18 protein-coding genes are annotated in these 17240 nt (G+C 37.2%); 1 reads left to right on the forward strand and 17 read right to left on the reverse strand.

Annotated features, from left to right (window positions below; all coding sequences use genetic code 11):
• Nucleotides 1-151 precede the first annotated feature (151 nt).
• The 3 genes from QNH29_RS22375 to QNH29_RS22385 all read right to left on the reverse strand — a co-directional run bounded on the left by QNH29_RS22375 (nucleotide 152) and on the right by QNH29_RS22385 (nucleotide 2630).
• The gene (locus QNH29_RS22375) at nucleotides 152-1339 is read right to left on the reverse strand and encodes a M14 family metallopeptidase (RefSeq protein ID WP_283861508.1); all 1188 of its coding nucleotides are present in this window, start codon (nucleotides 1337-1339) and stop codon (nucleotides 152-154) included.
• Nucleotides 1340-1437: 98 nt separating this feature from the next.
• Nucleotides 1438-2412: an ROK family glucokinase gene (locus tag QNH29_RS22380; protein ID WP_283861509.1), complete on the reverse strand. Its 975-nt coding sequence runs from the start codon at nucleotides 2410-2412 to the stop codon at nucleotides 1438-1440.
• A 5-nt stretch (nucleotides 2413-2417) separates the two neighbouring features.
• A complete protein-coding gene (locus QNH29_RS22385; protein WP_283861510.1) occupies nucleotides 2418-2630 on the reverse strand; it encodes a YqgQ family protein in 213 nt (70 codons plus the stop codon).
• 190 nt (nucleotides 2631-2820) lie between these two features.
• Here QNH29_RS22385 and QNH29_RS22390 point away from each other — a divergent pair, with 190 nt between their 5' ends.
• On the forward strand, nucleotides 2821-3654 hold the full coding sequence (locus QNH29_RS22390) for a hypothetical protein (RefSeq protein ID WP_283861511.1): 834 nt from the start codon (nucleotides 2821-2823) through the stop codon (nucleotides 3652-3654).
• On the opposite strand, the gene QNH29_RS22395 is transcribed toward QNH29_RS22390, so the two are convergent.
• From QNH29_RS22395 to QNH29_RS22460, 14 genes are all read right to left on the reverse strand, one after another.
• Entirely contained in the window at nucleotides 3617-5185 is a 1569-nt protein-coding gene (locus QNH29_RS22395) for a rhomboid family intramembrane serine protease (RefSeq protein ID WP_349654867.1), read from the reverse strand. The genes QNH29_RS22390 and QNH29_RS22395 overlap by 38 nt on opposite strands.
• 130 nt (nucleotides 5186-5315) lie before the next feature.
• A complete protein-coding gene (locus QNH29_RS22400; protein ID WP_283861513.1) occupies nucleotides 5316-5522 on the reverse strand; it encodes a hypothetical protein in 207 nt (68 codons plus the stop codon).
• Between the two features lie 57 nt (nucleotides 5523-5579).
• Nucleotides 5580-6530 (reverse strand): L-lactate dehydrogenase, encoded by a 951-nt coding sequence (locus QNH29_RS22405; protein WP_283865717.1) that lies wholly within the window; start codon nucleotides 6528-6530, stop codon nucleotides 5580-5582.
• Between the two features lie 111 nt (nucleotides 6531-6641).
• Nucleotides 6642-7433 carry a DUF92 domain-containing protein gene (locus QNH29_RS22410; protein ID WP_283861514.1) on the reverse strand — a complete coding sequence of 264 codons (792 nt, stop codon included), beginning with the start codon at nucleotides 7431-7433 and terminating at the stop codon, nucleotides 6642-6644.
• A complete protein-coding gene (locus QNH29_RS22415) occupies nucleotides 7430-7996 on the reverse strand; it encodes a 5-formyltetrahydrofolate cyclo-ligase (RefSeq protein ID WP_283861515.1) in 567 nt (188 codons plus the stop codon). The genes QNH29_RS22410 and QNH29_RS22415 overlap by 4 nt, the downstream gene beginning before the upstream one ends.
• A 58-nt stretch (nucleotides 7997-8054) precedes the next feature.
• Nucleotides 8055-8204: a 50S ribosomal protein L33 gene (rpmG, locus tag QNH29_RS22420; RefSeq protein ID WP_015594975.1), complete on the reverse strand. Its 150-nt coding sequence runs from the start codon at nucleotides 8202-8204 to the stop codon at nucleotides 8055-8057.
• Between the two features lie 143 nt (nucleotides 8205-8347).
• Nucleotides 8348-9586 carry a glycosyltransferase family 4 protein gene (locus tag QNH29_RS22425; protein ID WP_283861516.1) on the reverse strand — a complete coding sequence of 413 codons (1239 nt, stop codon included), beginning with the start codon at nucleotides 9584-9586 and terminating at the stop codon, nucleotides 8348-8350.
• A complete protein-coding gene (locus QNH29_RS22430; RefSeq protein WP_283861517.1) occupies nucleotides 9579-10424 on the reverse strand; it encodes a DUF4912 domain-containing protein in 846 nt (281 codons plus the stop codon). The genes QNH29_RS22425 and QNH29_RS22430 overlap by 8 nt, the downstream gene beginning before the upstream one ends.
• Nucleotides 10425-10476: 52 nt before the next feature.
• Nucleotides 10477-11136: a phosphate signaling complex protein PhoU gene (gene phoU / locus QNH29_RS22435; RefSeq protein WP_283861518.1), complete on the reverse strand. Its 660-nt coding sequence runs from the start codon at nucleotides 11134-11136 to the stop codon at nucleotides 10477-10479.
• A gap of 12 nt (nucleotides 11137-11148) precedes the next feature.
• Nucleotides 11149-11949 carry a phosphate ABC transporter ATP-binding protein PstB gene (pstB, locus tag QNH29_RS22440; protein WP_283861519.1) on the reverse strand — a complete coding sequence of 267 codons (801 nt, stop codon included), beginning with the start codon at nucleotides 11947-11949 and terminating at the stop codon, nucleotides 11149-11151.
• A 23-nt stretch (nucleotides 11950-11972) separates the two neighbouring features.
• Nucleotides 11973-12851: a phosphate ABC transporter permease PstA gene (gene pstA / locus QNH29_RS22445; protein WP_283861520.1), complete on the reverse strand. Its 879-nt coding sequence runs from the start codon at nucleotides 12849-12851 to the stop codon at nucleotides 11973-11975.
• Nucleotides 12851-13816: a phosphate ABC transporter permease subunit PstC gene (gene pstC / locus QNH29_RS22450; RefSeq protein WP_481858752.1), complete on the reverse strand. Its 966-nt coding sequence runs from the start codon at nucleotides 13814-13816 to the stop codon at nucleotides 12851-12853. Before pstC ends, pstA begins: the two co-directional genes overlap by 1 nt.
• A 57-nt stretch (nucleotides 13817-13873) precedes the next feature.
• Nucleotides 13874-14836: a PstS family phosphate ABC transporter substrate-binding protein gene (locus tag QNH29_RS22455; protein WP_283861521.1), complete on the reverse strand. Its 963-nt coding sequence runs from the start codon at nucleotides 14834-14836 to the stop codon at nucleotides 13874-13876.
• A gap of 239 nt (nucleotides 14837-15075) precedes the next feature.
• Nucleotides 15076-17166: a peptidoglycan D,D-transpeptidase FtsI family protein gene (locus tag QNH29_RS22460; RefSeq protein ID WP_283865719.1), complete on the reverse strand. Its 2091-nt coding sequence runs from the start codon at nucleotides 17164-17166 to the stop codon at nucleotides 15076-15078.
• Between the last annotated feature and the right edge of the window lie 74 nt (nucleotides 17167-17240).

Below are 17240 nucleotides of genomic sequence, written 5' to 3' on the forward strand. Positions count from 1 at the left end.
AATTTTACAGAAATGTTTCAATAATTACAGAACATTCTAGAAATAAGAAAAAAGTCGTGTATCTACGACTTTTTTCTTATTAACAAATACCAGCACAACAATTTATTTTAATGTCATTGTAATCATTTTACAAGATGTGCAGCTTAACTATTTACAAATAAAGTGAGGCAAGAAATATTCCCTCAACCTTTTTGAGAATGTCATGAAATTGTGAAAGAGGCAATGGGTTTATACCTCTCCCCAATTCAATTGTGAAGCCCGGTCGTTTATATTCCTGGATGTACCAATCCTTAAATCCCGCATGACTATCCACATTTTGAATCGCCTTGTATCCACTCACTCTTTCGAATTCTCTTGCTAAGATTTCAGATTCGGGTGGTTCGAAACCTTCATACCCCCAGTAAAACTCCTCTCCTTGAGTATGAAAGGCCAGAATTCGATCAAATTGATTGTTTTTTATCAACTCAACCATTGCTATTGCTTCTGCTTCTGATAAAGAAGACTTGCCCGGATAATCTCTAGGTGCAGGAAACTTTGGTATCTTCCTTTCCTGCTCAATCTCCCAATTTGCTGGAAACTGATTATTTAAGTCTACTCCTCTTATATTTGCTTTCCAATGAACAAATTCCTCGCATCCTTCATTGATCTTCATTACCTCTTGGCGACTGCTTGTTGGCGGTCCATTCAATACGAGATCTACCCCGTCCGGATTTACCATTGGAACAATGGATAATTCAGTTTCATTATATAGATTATTGGTATACATCCCTCTAAGCGGGCTTCGATTTGTTAAAGAAACTAGGTATTGATTAACAAGATTCATTAAAACCATGGTTGTAATCCATTCATTCGCATGAAAAGAAGCGTTCATATGAACTTTCTTCTTTCCCTTTCCTACTCTTATTTCTTGAATTTGATTACCTAGAACACTAGTCCCGATTGTATTTACACTGATAAACGGATAAAACTTTTTTAATATTTTAATTTGCTTCGTTAATATTCCAGAACCATATGGCAGTTTCGAACTAACATGAAGCTGGGTTATACGTTCAGGTAAATATAGGGTGTCCCCGGGTACTAATTGATTGGGATTTTGCATTTGGTTTAGAATCATCATAGCGTCGATGGATAGATTTTTCGCCTTTCCAATTTTCCATAATGTATCTTCCTCTTTTATGGTGTATGGAACGGAAACATAGCCTGGTATCATTATTTTTGTACCAGCTTTCAGATTAGACGGGTTGATGTGCTCGTTAGAATCGATAATAAGTTCAAGTGGAACCATAAATAATCGTTCATAATACGCAAATGAGTCACCCTCTCGGACTCTAACCTCCATATTTCTTCCTCCTTCCATCATATAAATCATATGACGAAAGACTTTGTAAAATGAGTACAACAAAAACCTGCAATTGTCTGCAGGTTTTAGGATACTTCTTATAAGTTTAATTTATGTTTTATCAGCCATGCTGCACCTATGGCTCCAGCATCATTTCCCAGCGTAGCAAGTGAAAGATTTGTAGAATCTTTAGCCGCTGAAAAAGTAAACTTAGCGAAATTTTCTTTTACCGAGTCTAATAAAATATCACCAGCACGAGAAACTCCTCCGCCGAGAACAATCATTTCAGGGTTCAATGTATTGGCGATATTTGCCAGCGCAAAACCTAAATGAAAAGTGACTTCATCGAGAATTTTTTGAGCCAGTTCATCACCATTACGGGCACTATCAAAAACATCCTTTGCTGTTACCTTTCCATTTTCAGTAAGAATCACAGCAAGCTCTCCCTTTGCTTCGGGCTTGGATAGCTCGTTTTCCGCTAAACGCACAATACCCGTTGCAGAAGCTATGGTTTCGAGACAACCAGTTTTTCCACAGTTACAAAGTGGACCGCCAAAAGGTATTGACGTAATATGACCAATTTCCCCAGCAGCACCGTTAATACCTCGTACGATATTACCATTAGCAATGACACCACCGCCTACCCCTGTTCCGAGTGTCACACATACTAAATCTTTTGCTCCCTTACCAGCGCCATTCCACATTTCTCCTAATGCAGCACAGTTAGCGTCGTTTTCAATAGCAACTGGTAAGCCCGTTAGAGAATGCAAACTCTCTTGTAAAGGAAAATTATCCTGCCAACCCAAATTAACTACATTTAAGACAACACCTGACTCATAATTTATCGGTCCAGGTGCCCCCATTCCAATTCCAATTAATATTGTTTTCTCTTCTTTTAGCTCTTCTAGCTTTTGATTAATAGCATTAGTAATATTTGTAGTTATGTTTTGACCTTCGTTTGAGTTATCTGTTGGAATTTCCCATTTATGAAGGATTTCCCCGTTCAAATTAACAAAAGCCAGCTTGGTTGTTGTCCCGCCTAGATCAACTCCAACTATCCATTGCTTTGACATTGTAATCACCTATCTTTTTCTTCTTTTTCTGTTAAAAGTCTTATTTCATGTCTTAAAATTAACATTGCAGTCGAGTATTCTCTGGGTTCGATTAGCTGAGCTTGATACAACTCTTTTAATTCTGTCTCCATTAATTGAAGGTCAGCTATTCGATCACCAATATAAATAATCGTTCCATATTGCTTTAATAATTGTTGAATATCATAGATTGACTTCATTTCATTTAGCCCTCTTACCTAAAAAATAAGAAACATTACATGTAAAGTATACCTTATGCCCCTCCTACCCTCAAGATGTTCTTCATGTAACTATGTTGATACAAAAAATCTAGCATGTCCAACCAGTTGCACCCATAACATTAATATAACTACTATACTAAATTAATAGTAAAAAAGAAGGTGGAATCAGATGAAAAAAATCTATTTGTTACTAGGAATATCAGTTCTCCTCATTCTAGCTTTTGTATTATATCAGCATTCCAATCCGAAGGCACAGGAAAGTATTACGTACTTTCCCATTGACCCAAAAGTGACCTTCAAAACGGCACAAACCACACTTACACTAATGAATCAGCAATCAAGTACAATCCTTTGGAAAGAACATTCTACTCTCGACCGGAAAGCCTACTTAAGACAGGATGCAGCGCTCTTATATGCCAATGGACGCCTATTAGAAGCATTATGGAGTTGGAAACAAAATACGGCAGAGCTCGAGCAGGAGAAAAGAATCAAGCTTGATAAAAGTACACTTTTACAGGCGATTACTTTTCACCATGCCGAGCTTCATGAAAAGGAAGATCAAATTACCAGCTCACAAGCAATGTCATCAGATCAAATTTACTTCATTACAGCTGCCGCAGATGAAGTAAATACCAAGAAACAGCTGGACCAACAAACTGAGAGAATGCTACAGCTAAGCTGGAACAAGGGACTGCGGCAATTTGCAATAAATTTGAAAAACTATCAGGCTTTTCCCCTAAGCGAATTCAATGAGCTGGCAAAGGGTGTATTACCAGGTTTTACAAAACCAGAGACGGATGCAATTGTTGGTAATCTTTGGGAGGGTTTATATAAAAACTATATTCTAGGTATAAAAAAAGCAGACGGTACTAGGGAAAATCCCAAAGGCAGTACCCTTCCGCTTATTTTAATTTCAACGGATAAAAATCATTTACTAGTATTAACAGAAACTGCCTCGGGAGAACCTATTCTCCTGCGTCAGATGATGGGAGCAGTCGATTAAGTTCCTGGACCAATTCAGTGTATTGTTGTTGATTTGGTCTTAATTCTACTGCCTTTTCAGCATTTTCCTTTGCATTCAATATGTCATTTTCCTCTAAATAAATTAATGCAAGATTGTAGTATGCTTCTGGCAAATCCGGATCCAGTTCTATCACTTTAAGGAGATGAGATTTCGCTTCCTTTAGCTCACCAAGTTTAATTTCAATGAAGGATAACGCAAAATATACCTCAGCAGATGGTTTATTGGATTCTGCATATTTCGTTAACACGTCGTATGCTTGTTCATAATTCTCCTGTTTAATATATTCTTGAGCTAACATCATAGTTGAGCTTTCATTTCCCCCTGTCTCGGATTGCCGAAAGCCATAAAATAGCGAGCCATAGATAATTGCTGCAGAAATCAGCAGAAATAACAGCTGTAAGATTGGTCTTTTTTTCTTAGGGAAATGCACAATTCCTGCAGCAAGAAAACCACCGGCTAGCCCGCCTAGATGTCCAGCATTGTCTACAATCGAGACGGTAAAACCAAATATTAAGTTAAAAACAAGAACGGTAATTACACTTGGTCCCATCGTCCGAAAAAAAAGTTTCGGATATATCATGGCAAAATAAAGCAATGCTCCAAAACAGCCAAAGATTGCGCCACTAGCTCCTGCGGAAATATTTGGACTATAGATAAAACTGGCAATAACTCCTGCTATGCCTGCAAATAGGTAGATAACTAAAAATCGTATATTACCAAAGATTCTTTCCACAGCCGGCCCTAAAAAATAGAGTGCCAGAGTATTCATGGCTAGATGTAAAAAGCCTATGTGCAGAAAAATAGGGGTAATGAACCTCCACCATTCTCCTTCATAAATATATGGATTAAATTTTGCACCAAATTTAATAAGAGTAGAAGTATTTGTACTTCCCCCCTGCAGTTCTAACAATAAAAAAACAGCCACTTGGAAGATCATAAAAACGTATGTAAAAAATGGCTTACCATTCGTAAATATCTCTTTTTCTTTCTTTGCCATTTGTTTCGCAAAATCTATTGTTACTTTCTTTTGAGCGTTAACATCCTGCTCGGAATACTCATCTTGAATGTCGAAGGAGACCTCCATATCTAGTCTAGTTGATAAAGAATTAAGCCCTGACTCAAATTGGCCGTCGGATAATAGTACAGAGCTGACACTTGTTTTATTACTTTGCGGAAAGAAAAAAGGATGTTTCAACCGAAATTCGTACTCATCAACAGGTGGAAATTGACTAACATAGATATTCACAATCGAGAGCTCTCTACGGCCAAGCTGTTTTCGAACCTTTTCACCATTTGCGGCGGTAAATTCTATATCTCTTTGCATGGCGTTACTCCAGTCGAAATCCTTCCTCAATAACCGAACAATTGGAGCTTTTTTATTTTCGAGTTTTTCCAGCCATAATTCTTTCTGATTTTCAAACAATTGGATAATACGATAGCCTTGCTCCGATATGAAGAAAAAGGCTAATCGCCAATAGATGTAATCTTCTTTATGGTTCAATACCTCCACTACTTTCTATTAGGACTGTATTTTTGATTGTTTTCATTTTTCACTAGTTAAGTTCATTATAAACGAAAAACAAGCCTAATACTGACTAAACAAGTTGGCATTTTTCAAACAAAAAAACCATCTGTGGTTTTCACCATTCAGATGGTCTTTCAGTTGGTCTTCCAAAAACAGTCTGCATCATTTTGTTTTTTACGCCTGGAAAGCTCATGATTGAGCCTACCGCAAGTCGGCGCATCCAGCCAGATCGTAACATTAAATTAATGATTCGATACCTAAAGCGGAATGCAAAATAGCCAATTGACCCTATCATAAATATGGATGTCAACATACGAGACATTATTCATCCCTCCTACTCATATTGTGTGAGCAGAAGACTATTTTTATCCTACTCTTTTTAGTACTTACTTAAAACAGGATCCATCGTTTCCTTTAATACCTTTACGGAATTTGAGAATTTTTCCTTTTCCTTTTTATTCAAATCAAGTTCAACGACCTCTCTGATTCCACTGCGATTCACCACTGCTGGTACGCCGATATAAACGTCATTATGCCCGTATTCTCCGTCTAAATAGGCAGAGACAGTTAAAACTGAATTTTCATTTCGTAATATCGCTTTTGTTAACCGTACGAGTCCCATCGCAATACCATAATAGGTGGCACCTTTTCGTTCAATAATATGATACGCCGCATCGCGGACATTAATAAATATATTATCAAGGTCCTCTTGATTCGTTTCATGCTTACTCGTCCATTCGGATATTTTCATTCCAGCAATATCTGCATGACTCCATACTGGAAGTTCTGTGTCTCCATGCTCTCCAATGATATATGCATGAACATTACGTGTATCGACATCATAATATTGCCCCAATAAAAAGCGGAATCGTGCAGTATCTAGGATTGTACCAGATCCAATTACACGTTCCTTTGGAAGCCCAGAAAACTTCCATACAGCATATGTTAAAATATCAACAGGATTTGTAGCTACAAGAAAGATGCCATCAAAACCACTTGCCATTATTTGTTCAACGATTCCTTTAAATATGTTTGTGTTCTTCTCTACAAGGTCAAGACGAGTTTCGCCTGGCTTTTGGTTGGCACCAGCCGTAATTACAACTAGGTCAGCTTGATCACAATCTGCATAACTTCCATACCAAATTTTAGTTCGAGATGGCGCAAATGGCAAACCATGATTTAAATCCATCGCGTCCCCTTCGGCTTTGGCTTCATTCAAGTCCACTAATACTAATTCTTCTGTTATTCCCTGATTTAAAAGCGCAAAAGCGTAGCTTGAGCCAACAAAACCTGTCCCAACAAGTACAACTCTATTTACTTTAACCATGATATTTCCTCCTTTGTGTATAGTGCGTATAGTAATAAATTCGTTACTTATATTGTACATTAGTTAACATATATTTATCAGTTAAATAAAACCCCGAAAACGTTGTCATTATAACTATTTTGTTACAAAATAAAGAACAATCATGGCCAACAGAGCCCCGACAGTACCAGACAAAAAATTCACCATATCATTATCCACTATTTGATACCCTTTTATTCTTTTGGCTGCGATTTGGCAATGGACTTTTTTCTCTGTTGTTATTCCGCATTTATTGCAAATGTAAACCTGCTGATAAAAGGCACCAAATAAAGTATCAATGACATTGCCTAAAAAGCCGAACAGAAAAACGATGAAGAAATCGAATAGCTTCAAGTCAAAAAGCCAAGTACCAGCAAAAGCAATTAGCATGGAACCAAATATGGCAGCTATAGTCCCCAATAAACTGACAGCTCCTGAAGTTCCTTTTTCAACCGGTTTAAATGTACGTATGTATATAGGTTTTCTTTTACTTAAGGTACCAATTTCTGAAGCCCAGGTATCTGAATTCGCACCCGCAAGGCAAACTAGAAATCCAATTAACCAAACCGAGTCCTGCTGAAAATAATATATAATGCTTAGCAGCGCTGCAGAACCGCCATTTGCTGCCACTTGGCCCCAATCTCTAGTTGCTCCTTTAGCTAATTTTTCTTCAATAGCTTTTTTTTCTGAGCTTTTATATTTTGACCATAGGCTGGATGTTATAAAGAAAAGTCCCAGAAGTAGAAGTCCTTTTATTCCAAATCCCCAGTATACAGCAGCCCCTGTTATAACTGCAGCAATGGCTCCATTAGTGGTTAACGACCGTTCTAAATAACCAGCAATGCCGCCTAAAATAAGGATGGTTAGAACAATTATAGTTTGAATCATTTTATTTTAATTACCTCATCATTTGTGATGATTTTCGATACTGGAATATCATGCTTTTCAACAGGAAATTGCGGAATAACCTGAATATGAAATGCAAGAGATATTGTTTTCCCTGGATAATTCTCTAAATAGCGATCATAGTACCCTCCGCCAAAACCAAGACGAAATCCCTCTCTTGTATAAGCTAACCCTGGTACAAATAAAAGATCAATATCCTCTGGCTTTACCTCCGTGGTCTCTTCTATTTTAGGTTCAAGTAACCCATAAAAAACGGATTCAAGCTGCGAAAATTCCGTAATTCTCCAAAAGGATAGAGTCTTCACCTTTGGATCGCACTTCGGAACGACAACCACTTTTCCTGCTTCCCATGCTTTTCGGATAATTTGAAATGTATCGACTTCGGGTTCCTTTGAAATTGTGATCCCGATGATGTTCGCAAGCAGCCAATCTTCATCTTTATAGAGAGTGCTAGCAATTTTATATGAATAATGTTCATAAAAAGGTTTAGTAAGGAGCGCCAGGCTCTCTTTCATTTCTTTACGTATTCGTTTTTTTTCGGACATGTAAATCGTAGTCTCCTTATTTTTTTACAACAAAAAAAGCAGCAGGAAGCCCTACTGCTTATTTTGTTTCACGATGTGCTGTTGTACGCTTTTCTCTTGGGCAATATTTCTTAAGCTCAAGACGATCAGGGTTGTTACGTTTATTTTTTGTTGAAATATAGTTACGATCTCCACACTCAGTGCAAGCTAACGTAATATTTACACGCATGTCAATTTCCCTCCAAACGATTAAGCTAGTTCGTTCATACGACTTTTCTATAATATCATTTTTCAAAAGGAAATGCTAGTGTGTTTTTTAAAAGGTCATTTTCTTGCCCGCATTACACATCACTGGATATTTTTATTGCTAGATTATCTTGATTTTTCGCTCATATTGGCCCTTTTATCTAGGAGCGTATCTTCCATCACATTAACTGTTTGAGCAGCGATTCGCTTCCAGCCATATAAACTCTTAACAATTTTCCTTCCTTTTATACCAATCTCTTTTGCTGTTTGGGGATTCTGCAAAAGGAAGTCGATATTGTTAAGCAGACTTTCTACATCACCCGGAACCATTAGCAAGCCAGTTTGCCTATCCATAACAATTCCTTTTAACCCGCCTGTTTCTGAAACAATGGTTGGTTTAGCTAATATCATTGCTTCCAAAGCGACAATTCCAAAGGGCTCATACAGACTTGGAAAAACAGAAATTTCACTATTCGCTAATAATGCCTTTCTTTCCTCATCTGTAACATAGCCAATAAAAGCAACATAATGATCTAATTGTTTTTCTGTAACCATCTTCCGATATCTTTCCAGCATGGGCCCTTTGCCAGCAATAACAAAATAAATCTCTTGTCCCCTGTCCTTTGCCGCCTGTGCCGCTTCAATTAAGGTTTCAAATCCTTTTTCCTTAACGATTCGGCCAACTGAAAAAATATACTTTCTATTGTTAATAAACGGAAAGACTTTATTTGAATCTACTTCACTATCACTTGGTTCGATACCATTTGGAATAATGGTTATTTTTTTGTCTGAGAGATAGAAGTTTCCTAAAATCTCCTCTCTCATATAATTACTGCATGCAATCACTTGATCTGATTCGGTAATTAGTTGAAGTTCTTTTTCATGGATGAACCTCTGCATGTCTGTATGAATACCATTATTTCTACCATGTTCAGTCGCATGAATCGTAGATAGTAATGGTATTGATAGCACCTCTTTTAACGTAATGGCAGAAGCTCCTACTAGCCAGTCATGAGCATGGATAATATCAAACTTTATATCTTCTGATATTATTTCACCTTTATAGCTCATAGCTAGATTCAGACCAGCAATCCAAGAAAGAAAATGATCGTCCTGGTTGTTAAGAGGCGTCACACGATGGACATGAACACCATTCATGATCTCGTATGCCGAGAGACCTCCATTCCCTGCTGTAATAACATGGACCTGGTGACCTTGCTCGGCCAAATGAATAGAAAGACCATAAACATGCCTTGAAAGGCCGCCTACAACGTTCGGCGGGTATTCCCATGTTAAAATTAAAATTTTTAATTGCCAGTCATAGGAATGTTTTTGGGTCATTTCGGTAACTATTTTGTCATCCATTTTTCTGCTCCATATTTTTTGATTCTCCGTAATAACTGTACGTACTTACATGATCAATCCATTTGGGAGAGTACTGATCAATTTGTTGTTCCTGTATTAAATTATTATAAATTTCACTGCCATTTACATTGCCTAATGGCGGGGTTTGAACAGAATTTGAGCGCAGTACTGGAAAAAAATCATGATCCTTAAATTTTACACCTAATTCAGCCACATAACTCCGGTTAGCTGTGAGGCCTTTAATAAACCAATGCCCCTTATGATAGGGAACAGCGATATCATAGTAATGATGTGCATTTTTGCCGGTGAAAATGATATCCGTAACATCATAAAGTCTTATGATGTGGACCATATCCTCAAATTTTCTGTTATAAAATAAAGAAATGACCTTCTCGGGTATCTTCGACGCTTCCCAATAGACGATGACTTTTCTTGGGGTAACTAGTTTGACTTGGAGTTCACCTTTAATCGGATAATAATCGATTGCTGGCTGATTTAAAACATTGTCTTCCTTTTGCTTTTTATCATCAACAGAATAATCTTCTATTTGATTTTCCTGATTTTCCTGGCTATTAACATATTTATTCCATCTATATTGGACTCTTCCAACCGTAGTATTTAAGTGTGAGGCGATTTTTCGGAACGATAAACCATCCTCTCTTAGTTTAATAATTTCTTCAATCATTGTTCTCCTCCATTCTGCAAATACATATATATGCAAAAGTAATCTAAATATTCTTTCATAGATAATATTAATGGTACCATCGGTAAGCAAACTGTACAATAAACGTATTTTGTCGTATTTTGCTTCAGCATAAAGTGACAATTTTCTCAGCATATAAAAAAAGATGAGACAAATTAAGTTGTCTCATCTAAGGTGGATTATTATTTTACTCATTTAGGTTAAACGTTTTACCTGTTACAAGATAAATTACATTCTCAGCAATATTCGTTGAATGATCAGCAATTCTTTCGATAAATCGGCACACGAAAGAAAGCTGGATAATCTGGTTTGTAGCATTAGGATTGTCAGGTACCATGCCGATTAGCTCATGGACAAGATTACCGAACATTTTATCCACTTCATCATCTTTTTCAGCACATTTTTGTGCCAGCATTACATCTTCGTCTATATATGCCTTAACTGACATCGATACCATTTCAAGGGCGAGGTCCATCATTTTAGGAATATCCAAGATTTCCTTAAAATGTTTTTCATTACCGATATGCAAGGTAGATTTTGCAATATTAACCGCCATATCTGCCATTCTTTCTACTTCCGATGAAACCTTTAAAGCAACATTAAGTGTTCTCAAATCTTTGGCGACAGGCGACTCTCTTGCAATCAAAAGCAAGGCTCTATCATGTATTTCATGTTCCAAGGCGTCTATTTTATCATCGCCATCTATGACCCGATTTGCTTTTTCAATATCGTGATTAATAAGGGCACTTAGGGAATCACGAACCGCCGTCTCTGCTAAACTTTCCATTTCTAAAAGCTTTTCTTTTAAATCCGCTAATTTACTATCAAATTTCGATCTCGTACTCATCCTATCACCTCATCATCCAAATCTTCCTGTAATATAGTCCTCAGTTCTCTTATCTTCTGGAGTCGAGAAGATTTTATTAGTATCAGAAAATTCTATCACTTCTCCATTTAAAAAGAAAGCAGTTTTCTTAGATATACGTGCAGCCTGCTGCATGTTATGTGTAACGATAATGATACTAAATTCTTTCTTCAATTCCTGCACGAGTTCTTCTACTTTTAATGTTGATATAGGATCGAGTGCCGAAGTTGGCTCATCCATTAAAATAACATCTGGTTCAATCGCTAGGCAGCGCGCGATACAGAGACGCTGTTGCTGTCCTCCAGACAACCCATAAGCATTCTGATTGAGACGGTCCTTTACTTCATCCCAAATAGCAGCCCCTCGTAAACTCTTTTCAACAATTTGATCTAAGATTTTTTTATCACGAATGCCATGTATTTTAGGTCCATAAGCGACATTTTCATAAATAGATTTTGGAAATGGATTAGGCTTTTGGAATACCATTCCCACTTTTGTTCTCAATTCTTCTACTTGATAGGATTTATCGAGGATATTTTTCCCTCGATAGAGAATCTCACCAGAGGTTCTTACACCGGGTACTAGTTCAATCATCCGGTTTAATGTCTTAATATATGTTGATTTTCCACACCCTGATGGTCCAATAATAGCCGTAACTTCATTTTCCATAATATCTAGGTTTATTTTCTTTAGCGCTTGATTATCACCATACCATAAATCTAAGTCGCTTGTTTTATATACAATTTGTTTTTCTTGTGGATAAACAACTTTTGCAGTAGCTGTTGATGTTTCCATAATGTTTGCCTCCCTAACTAGCCTTAATATCTTTTCTGGAATTTGTTTCGAATTAAAACAGCGATCGAATTCATGATAATTAACATCACAAGTAGTACAATAATACCTGCTGCAGCTAAAGCATGAAACTCTACTTGAGGACGGCCTGTCCAGTTGTAAATTTGTAAAGGTAATACGGTTATACTATCTAAAAATGTTTTTGGTAAAAATGCAAGGAATAAAGGCATACCAAGGACAACAAGCGGTGCTGTTTCTCCGATTGCACGGGAAAGAGCCAAAATTCCGCCAGTAAGTATTCCTGGAATCGCAGCAGGAAGAACAATGCGAACAATCGTCTGCCATTTAGTAGCCCCTAACCCAAATGAAGCCTCTCTTAATTGATTAGGCACAGCACGAATAGCCTCCTGTGAAGCTACAATAATAACAGGCAAAACAAGTAAACTCATGGTTAACCCTGCAGCCAGCACACTTGTCCCAAATGCTAATGCACGCACAAAGACTGTTAAACCAAGTAATCCAAAAACAATAGACGGAACACCTGCAAGATTGGAGATATTCACTTTAATAAAATTAGTAATTGCATTGTCTTTTGCATATTCTTCAAGATAAATGGCAGTACCTACTCCAAGCAATAAAGAAACAGGAGCAACAACCGCCATAAGCCAAATGGTTCCAATTAACGCAGCATATACCCCTGCATTTTCAGGCTTCCTTGAAGGGAGACTTTGTAAAAATTGTAAATCTAAATAGCCAAATCCTTGAGAGAATATCCGATATAATAATACTCCTAATATTAATAGTACAAACATGGTTAATGCAAAAAATATCCATTTTGAAATAGAATTTTTAGATAATCTTGGTTTCATCTTTTTTACAACAGCTTCGTGATTAATTAAATTCATTAATATTCCTCCCTAAAACGACGGGTGATGTATTGTGCTAATAAATTCATCACTAAAGTAAACACAAATAGCGTCATACCAACTGCATAAATGCTATAGTAGATCGTCGTACCATAACCTACATCCCCTTGGCTAACTTGGACAATATATGCAGTCATCGTTTGAATGGAGCCCGTCAAATTCCACTCAAGATTAGGAGTAGAACCACCCGCAACGGCTACAATCATGGTTTCACCGATTGCACGTGAGATTCCTAATACAATAGAAGCAATAATTCCAGAGACAGCTGCTGGCAGGACAACTTTAATGGCTACTTCAAATTTAGTCGCTCCTAGTGCAAGAGCACCTTCACGCATAGCATTTGGGACCGATGTCATCGCATCTTCTGAAAGAGAAGCAATCATCGGTGTTATCATGATTCCAATTACAATACCAGGACTTAGAGCATTAAAAATTTCAAGGGATGGAATGATTTCACGTAATATAGGAGTAACAAAGGTAAGCGCAAAAAATCCATAAACAATTGTCGGGATTCCAGCTAAAACCTCTAATATCGGTTTAATTATCCTGCGTGCTCGATCGGAAGCATACTCACTCAAATAAATGGCTGAAGCCAATCCTATAGGAACCGCAACAATAGCTCCAATAACAGTTACCTTTAACGTTCCCAAAATTAGCGGCAGAATACCAAATGAACCGTTGGTTTCAGAGAAAGGATACCATACTTTAGCTGTAAAAAATTCTTTAATCGATACCGCATCAAAAAATAAAAATGTTTCAAAAATGAGCGTAAGAACAATGCCAATCGTTGTCAAAACAGAGACAGCGGCCGCTAAGAACAAAATATAAGGCATGATTTTTTCTGTAATTCCACCAGCACTTTTCTTTTTCTTCTTCTCTTGAATCATTTTTTGTACCGAGAAGGAATTAGTGTTTTGAGTAGTCAAATTGAAAACCCCTTTCATTCACATGACAAGAAGAGAAGCACATCTTAGTGCTTCTCACCTATATAATTCTAGATCCTACTTAAGAGTTTCTAGTGTTTCAAGCTGTTTTGTATACTCTTCTTCAGGTAATTTTACATATCCAACATCTTCAGATAATGTCGCAGCATTTTCTAAAAGGAACTTCACGAAATCATATACTTCTTCTTGATCTTTAATAGCAGAGTTTTTCACATAAGTGAATAATGGACGTGAAAGTGGTGCATATTCACCAGATTCAATTGTTTCATTAGTCGGCTCAACAGGTCCTTCTCCGCCATCAATTGGAACCACTTTTAAAGCGTCTTTGTTTTCTGCATAGTAAGCATAACCGAAGTATCCAATTGCATTCTTATCGCCTTTTACACCTTGTACAAGAATATTGTCATCTTCAGAAAGAGTTGCTTTTTGAACAATCGGTTGTTCATCAAGAATTACTTCATCGAAGTAATCAAATGTTCCTGAGTCTGCACCCGGAGAGTATAGCTTGATTTCTTCATCTGGCCATTCCGGACGAATATCAGACCATTTTTTTACAGTTCCGTCTTCAATCCAAATTTTCTTTAATTCATCAATTGTTAAGTGGTCAACCCAGTCATTGTCTTTATTTACGACAACTGAAAGACCGTCAAATGCTAGTTTTACTTCTGTAAAATCTATGCCTTTTTCTTTAAGACTTGCTGCTTCTTCATCTTTAATTGGACGAGAAGCATTACTTAATTCAGTTTCACCTGCGATGAAAGCTTTAAAACCGCCACCAGTTCCCGATGATCCGACGGAAACTTTAACACCTTGCTGTGTCATGCCATATTCTTCAACCACTGCTTCCATAATTGGGAAAACTGTAGATGAACCGTCTATTTTAATTTCACCTTGAAGTTGCTTTGTTTCTTCGCCAGCTTGTTCTTTGTTGCCTTCAGTACCTTGTGCGCCACAAGCTGCAGTGATTGCTAGCACACCAGTCATCATAGCTGTTAGTGCTAATTTCTTAAAGCTTTTCATTACTTAATTCCCCCTACGAAATTTGGTTTGTTTTTATCGTGTTCGTTTTTCTTACAAGTTTAATAATAAACTTCTTCTGTAAAGCTTGTTTTAATGAATTGTAAAGGTTTTGTAAATGTGTGTATGACTTTTGTAAATCATAAATAAAAAGAACTATTTATAACATGTTCTATTATTTTAAAAATATAAAAAAACCTGCCTAATTTTTTTAGACAGGTTGTTTACAACTATCGATTGTTTTATTGAGTATCTGTTGTTTCATTTGAACCTTCAGCATTAAGTGCAGCTTCCTGGTTTTCCGTCGCCGGAGTCTGTTTCTTTAGATTAAAATAGGTATCCATAACCCTTTTGCCAATCATATTAGCAGTAGCTGGACCACTGTTACCTTGGTATGCCCATGGAACCATAACTGCCATTGCAACTTCTGGATTATCATACGGGGCAAAGCTTACAAGACTCAGATTCATCACTTTGGGTGCTTCTTTTCCAAATTTCTTTCGCTCTGGTCCATCATAATAAGCTTGGGCAGTTCCTGTTTTACCTGCAGGATTGTATTCTGCCCCCTTAAAGGTACTCACACCGGTACCATCTCCCACTTGCATAACCATTCTAAAGCCTTCCTTTACCCGATCAATCCATTCATCCTTACCATCGATACGATTTAATATAGTAGGTTCAATTTCTTTAACAATGGGACCTAGTTGGTTGCTCTCAAGAACAGGTTCACGAATTTCCTTAACAATATGAGGCTGGACTCGGTATCCGCCGTTAGCAATCGTTGAAACATATTGCGCTAATTGCATGACCGTATAGGTATCATACTGACCTATCACTAAATCAAGGAGCAAACCAGACCGTTTCACTGGTCCAGTATAACCTGTACTCTCATTTGGAAGGTCAATTCCTGTTTTTGTTCCCAGGCCAAATTGGCTAAAGGATTGTCTTACGGTGTCAAAGGCACTTAAGTCAACCGGGAGCGACTTATTCGGTGAATAGTGCCCTCCAGCCATTTCAATCACTGTTTTCCACATATAGACGTTTGAGGATATTTGCAGAGCTCTTAAGTCATTAATATTTCCAAAGTTCTTCCACGATGCCTTTGGTGGTGTACCTTTTATCAATAAAGGTGAATCATAATGAGTTGAACCAGGCTTAATCGCACCTGTATTATAACCAGTTAAGATCGTAGCCCCTTTGACAACAGATCCAACTTCATAAGAGGTCGTTATATTTCCGAGTGCAAAGTCACTCATTTCTTGTTTATTTGTCTCAGCATTTCTTGAAATTTGCTTCCCGGCCATTGTTAGTATTTCACCGGTATGTGGATTCATTAGAACAACAAAAGCACGGTCTAAAAGAGCCGATTTGGAATTTTGCTTTGCATTCCAAAGTTCTTCTTCAATAATTTTCTCAATTTCTAACTGCAGATTCATATCAATTGTTAAGACAAGGTCTTTTCCACGCTGGCCTTCGGAAACGACTTGAGTTGACAGTATTTTCCCCGCTTTGTCCGTAACATTTTTCACTTTCCCTTTTTGCCCATGCAGGACATCCTCATATTGAAGCTCAATATAGCTTTTACCCACCCGGTCATTTCGGCTATAACCACGGGCAAGGTATTCCTCTAGTTTATCTTTTGGTAAACCTTCATCCGATGATGTTACATTTCCAAGTACGGTTTTAAGTGTGTTTCCAAAAGCATAATATCGTTCCCAATCTGTGGTAGTATCAACACCTGGTAAGTCTTCTAAGTTTTCACTGACTACAGCAAACTCTTCAGGCGTGACATTTTCATTTTTTACAATTTGCTGCGTTAGAGCATAGCCGCTATTAAATTCCCTAAATATTGCAAGCGTCTCTAAATCCTGCAGAGTTAAACTTGCTAGGTCTCTTTCATTAATTCGTTTTAATTGCAGATTATAAATGTCTTTATCATCTAATTCATCTTGTTCGTATTTGTCCCATTCTTCCTCAGTAATCTTAGCTTTTGCTTTCTCAGGATTTTTTAATATCCAAAAGTCCTGTTTATCACGTTCACGAACTTTTGATATATCTTTATTAATTAATTGTGCCAAACGCTCAGCAGTTTTCAGCATTTCTTCTAGGCTTGTATCTTGATATTTTGTATACGTGATGGCATTTAATGGCGTGTTATCTACAATCACTTTTCCATTTCGGTCGTACATTTTTCCACGAGGTACCGGGTTGTTAACGGTAATATCTTCTGTTCTTTCAATTTCACGTTTAAAATCCTCACCATAAACGATTTGAACTAGCCCTAAACGTAAAATAAGAACAGAGAAAAGTATAAATATAACAAAGAAAAGCATGTTTAAACGAAATGTGACATGCTGCTTCTTTTTCTTTTTAATAACCAAGTTATTCACTTCCTTGTCAATTCGAC

This window comes from Neobacillus sp. DY30 (genome assembly GCF_030123065.1).
Classification (GTDB): domain Bacteria; phylum Bacillota; class Bacilli; order Bacillales; family Cytobacillaceae; genus Neobacillus.

Excerpts from the sequence above, each read along its gene's own strand:
- QNH29_RS22375 (WP_283861508.1), bottom strand. The coding sequence starts at position 1,339 with ATGGAGGTTAGAGTCCGAGAGGGTGACTCATTTGCGTATTATGAACGA.
- QNH29_RS22380 (WP_283861509.1), bottom strand. The coding sequence starts at position 2,412 with ATGTCAAAGCAATGGATAGTTGGAGTTGATCTAGGCGGGACAACAACC.
- QNH29_RS22385 (WP_283861510.1), bottom strand. The coding sequence starts at position 2,630 with ATGAAGTCAATCTATGATATTCAACAATTATTAAAGCAATATGGAACG.
- QNH29_RS22390 (WP_283861511.1), top strand. The coding sequence starts at position 2,821 with ATGAAAAAAATCTATTTGTTACTAGGAATATCAGTTCTCCTCATTCTA.
- QNH29_RS22400 (WP_283861513.1), bottom strand. The coding sequence starts at position 5,522 with ATGTCTCGTATGTTGACATCCATATTTATGATAGGGTCAATTGGCTAT.
- QNH29_RS22410 (WP_283861514.1), bottom strand. The coding sequence starts at position 7,433 with ATGATTCAAACTATAATTGTTCTAACCATCCTTATTTTAGGCGGCATT.
- QNH29_RS22415 (WP_283861515.1), bottom strand. The coding sequence starts at position 7,996 with ATGTCCGAAAAAAAACGAATACGTAAAGAAATGAAAGAGAGCCTGGCG.
- rpmG (WP_015594975.1), bottom strand. The coding sequence starts at position 8,204 with ATGCGTGTAAATATTACGTTAGCTTGCACTGAGTGTGGAGATCGTAAC.
- QNH29_RS22425 (WP_283861516.1), bottom strand. The coding sequence starts at position 9,586 with ATGGATGACAAAATAGTTACCGAAATGACCCAAAAACATTCCTATGAC.
- QNH29_RS22430 (WP_283861517.1), bottom strand. The coding sequence starts at position 10,424 with ATGCTGAGAAAATTGTCACTTTATGCTGAAGCAAAATACGACAAAATA.
- phoU (WP_283861518.1), bottom strand. The coding sequence starts at position 11,136 with ATGAGTACGAGATCGAAATTTGATAGTAAATTAGCGGATTTAAAAGAA.
- pstB (WP_283861519.1), bottom strand. The coding sequence starts at position 11,949 with ATGGAAACATCAACAGCTACTGCAAAAGTTGTTTATCCACAAGAAAAA.
- pstA (WP_283861520.1), bottom strand. The coding sequence starts at position 12,851 with ATGAATTTAATTAATCACGAAGCTGTTGTAAAAAAGATGAAACCAAGA.
- pstC (WP_481858752.1), bottom strand. The coding sequence starts at position 13,816 with ATGAAAGGGGTTTTCAATTTGACTACTCAAAACACTAATTCCTTCTCG.
- QNH29_RS22455 (WP_283861521.1), bottom strand. The coding sequence starts at position 14,836 with ATGAAAAGCTTTAAGAAATTAGCACTAACAGCTATGATGACTGGTGTG.
- QNH29_RS22460 (WP_283865719.1), bottom strand. The coding sequence starts at position 17,166 with ATGCTTTTCTTTGTTATATTTATACTTTTCTCTGTTCTTATTTTACGT.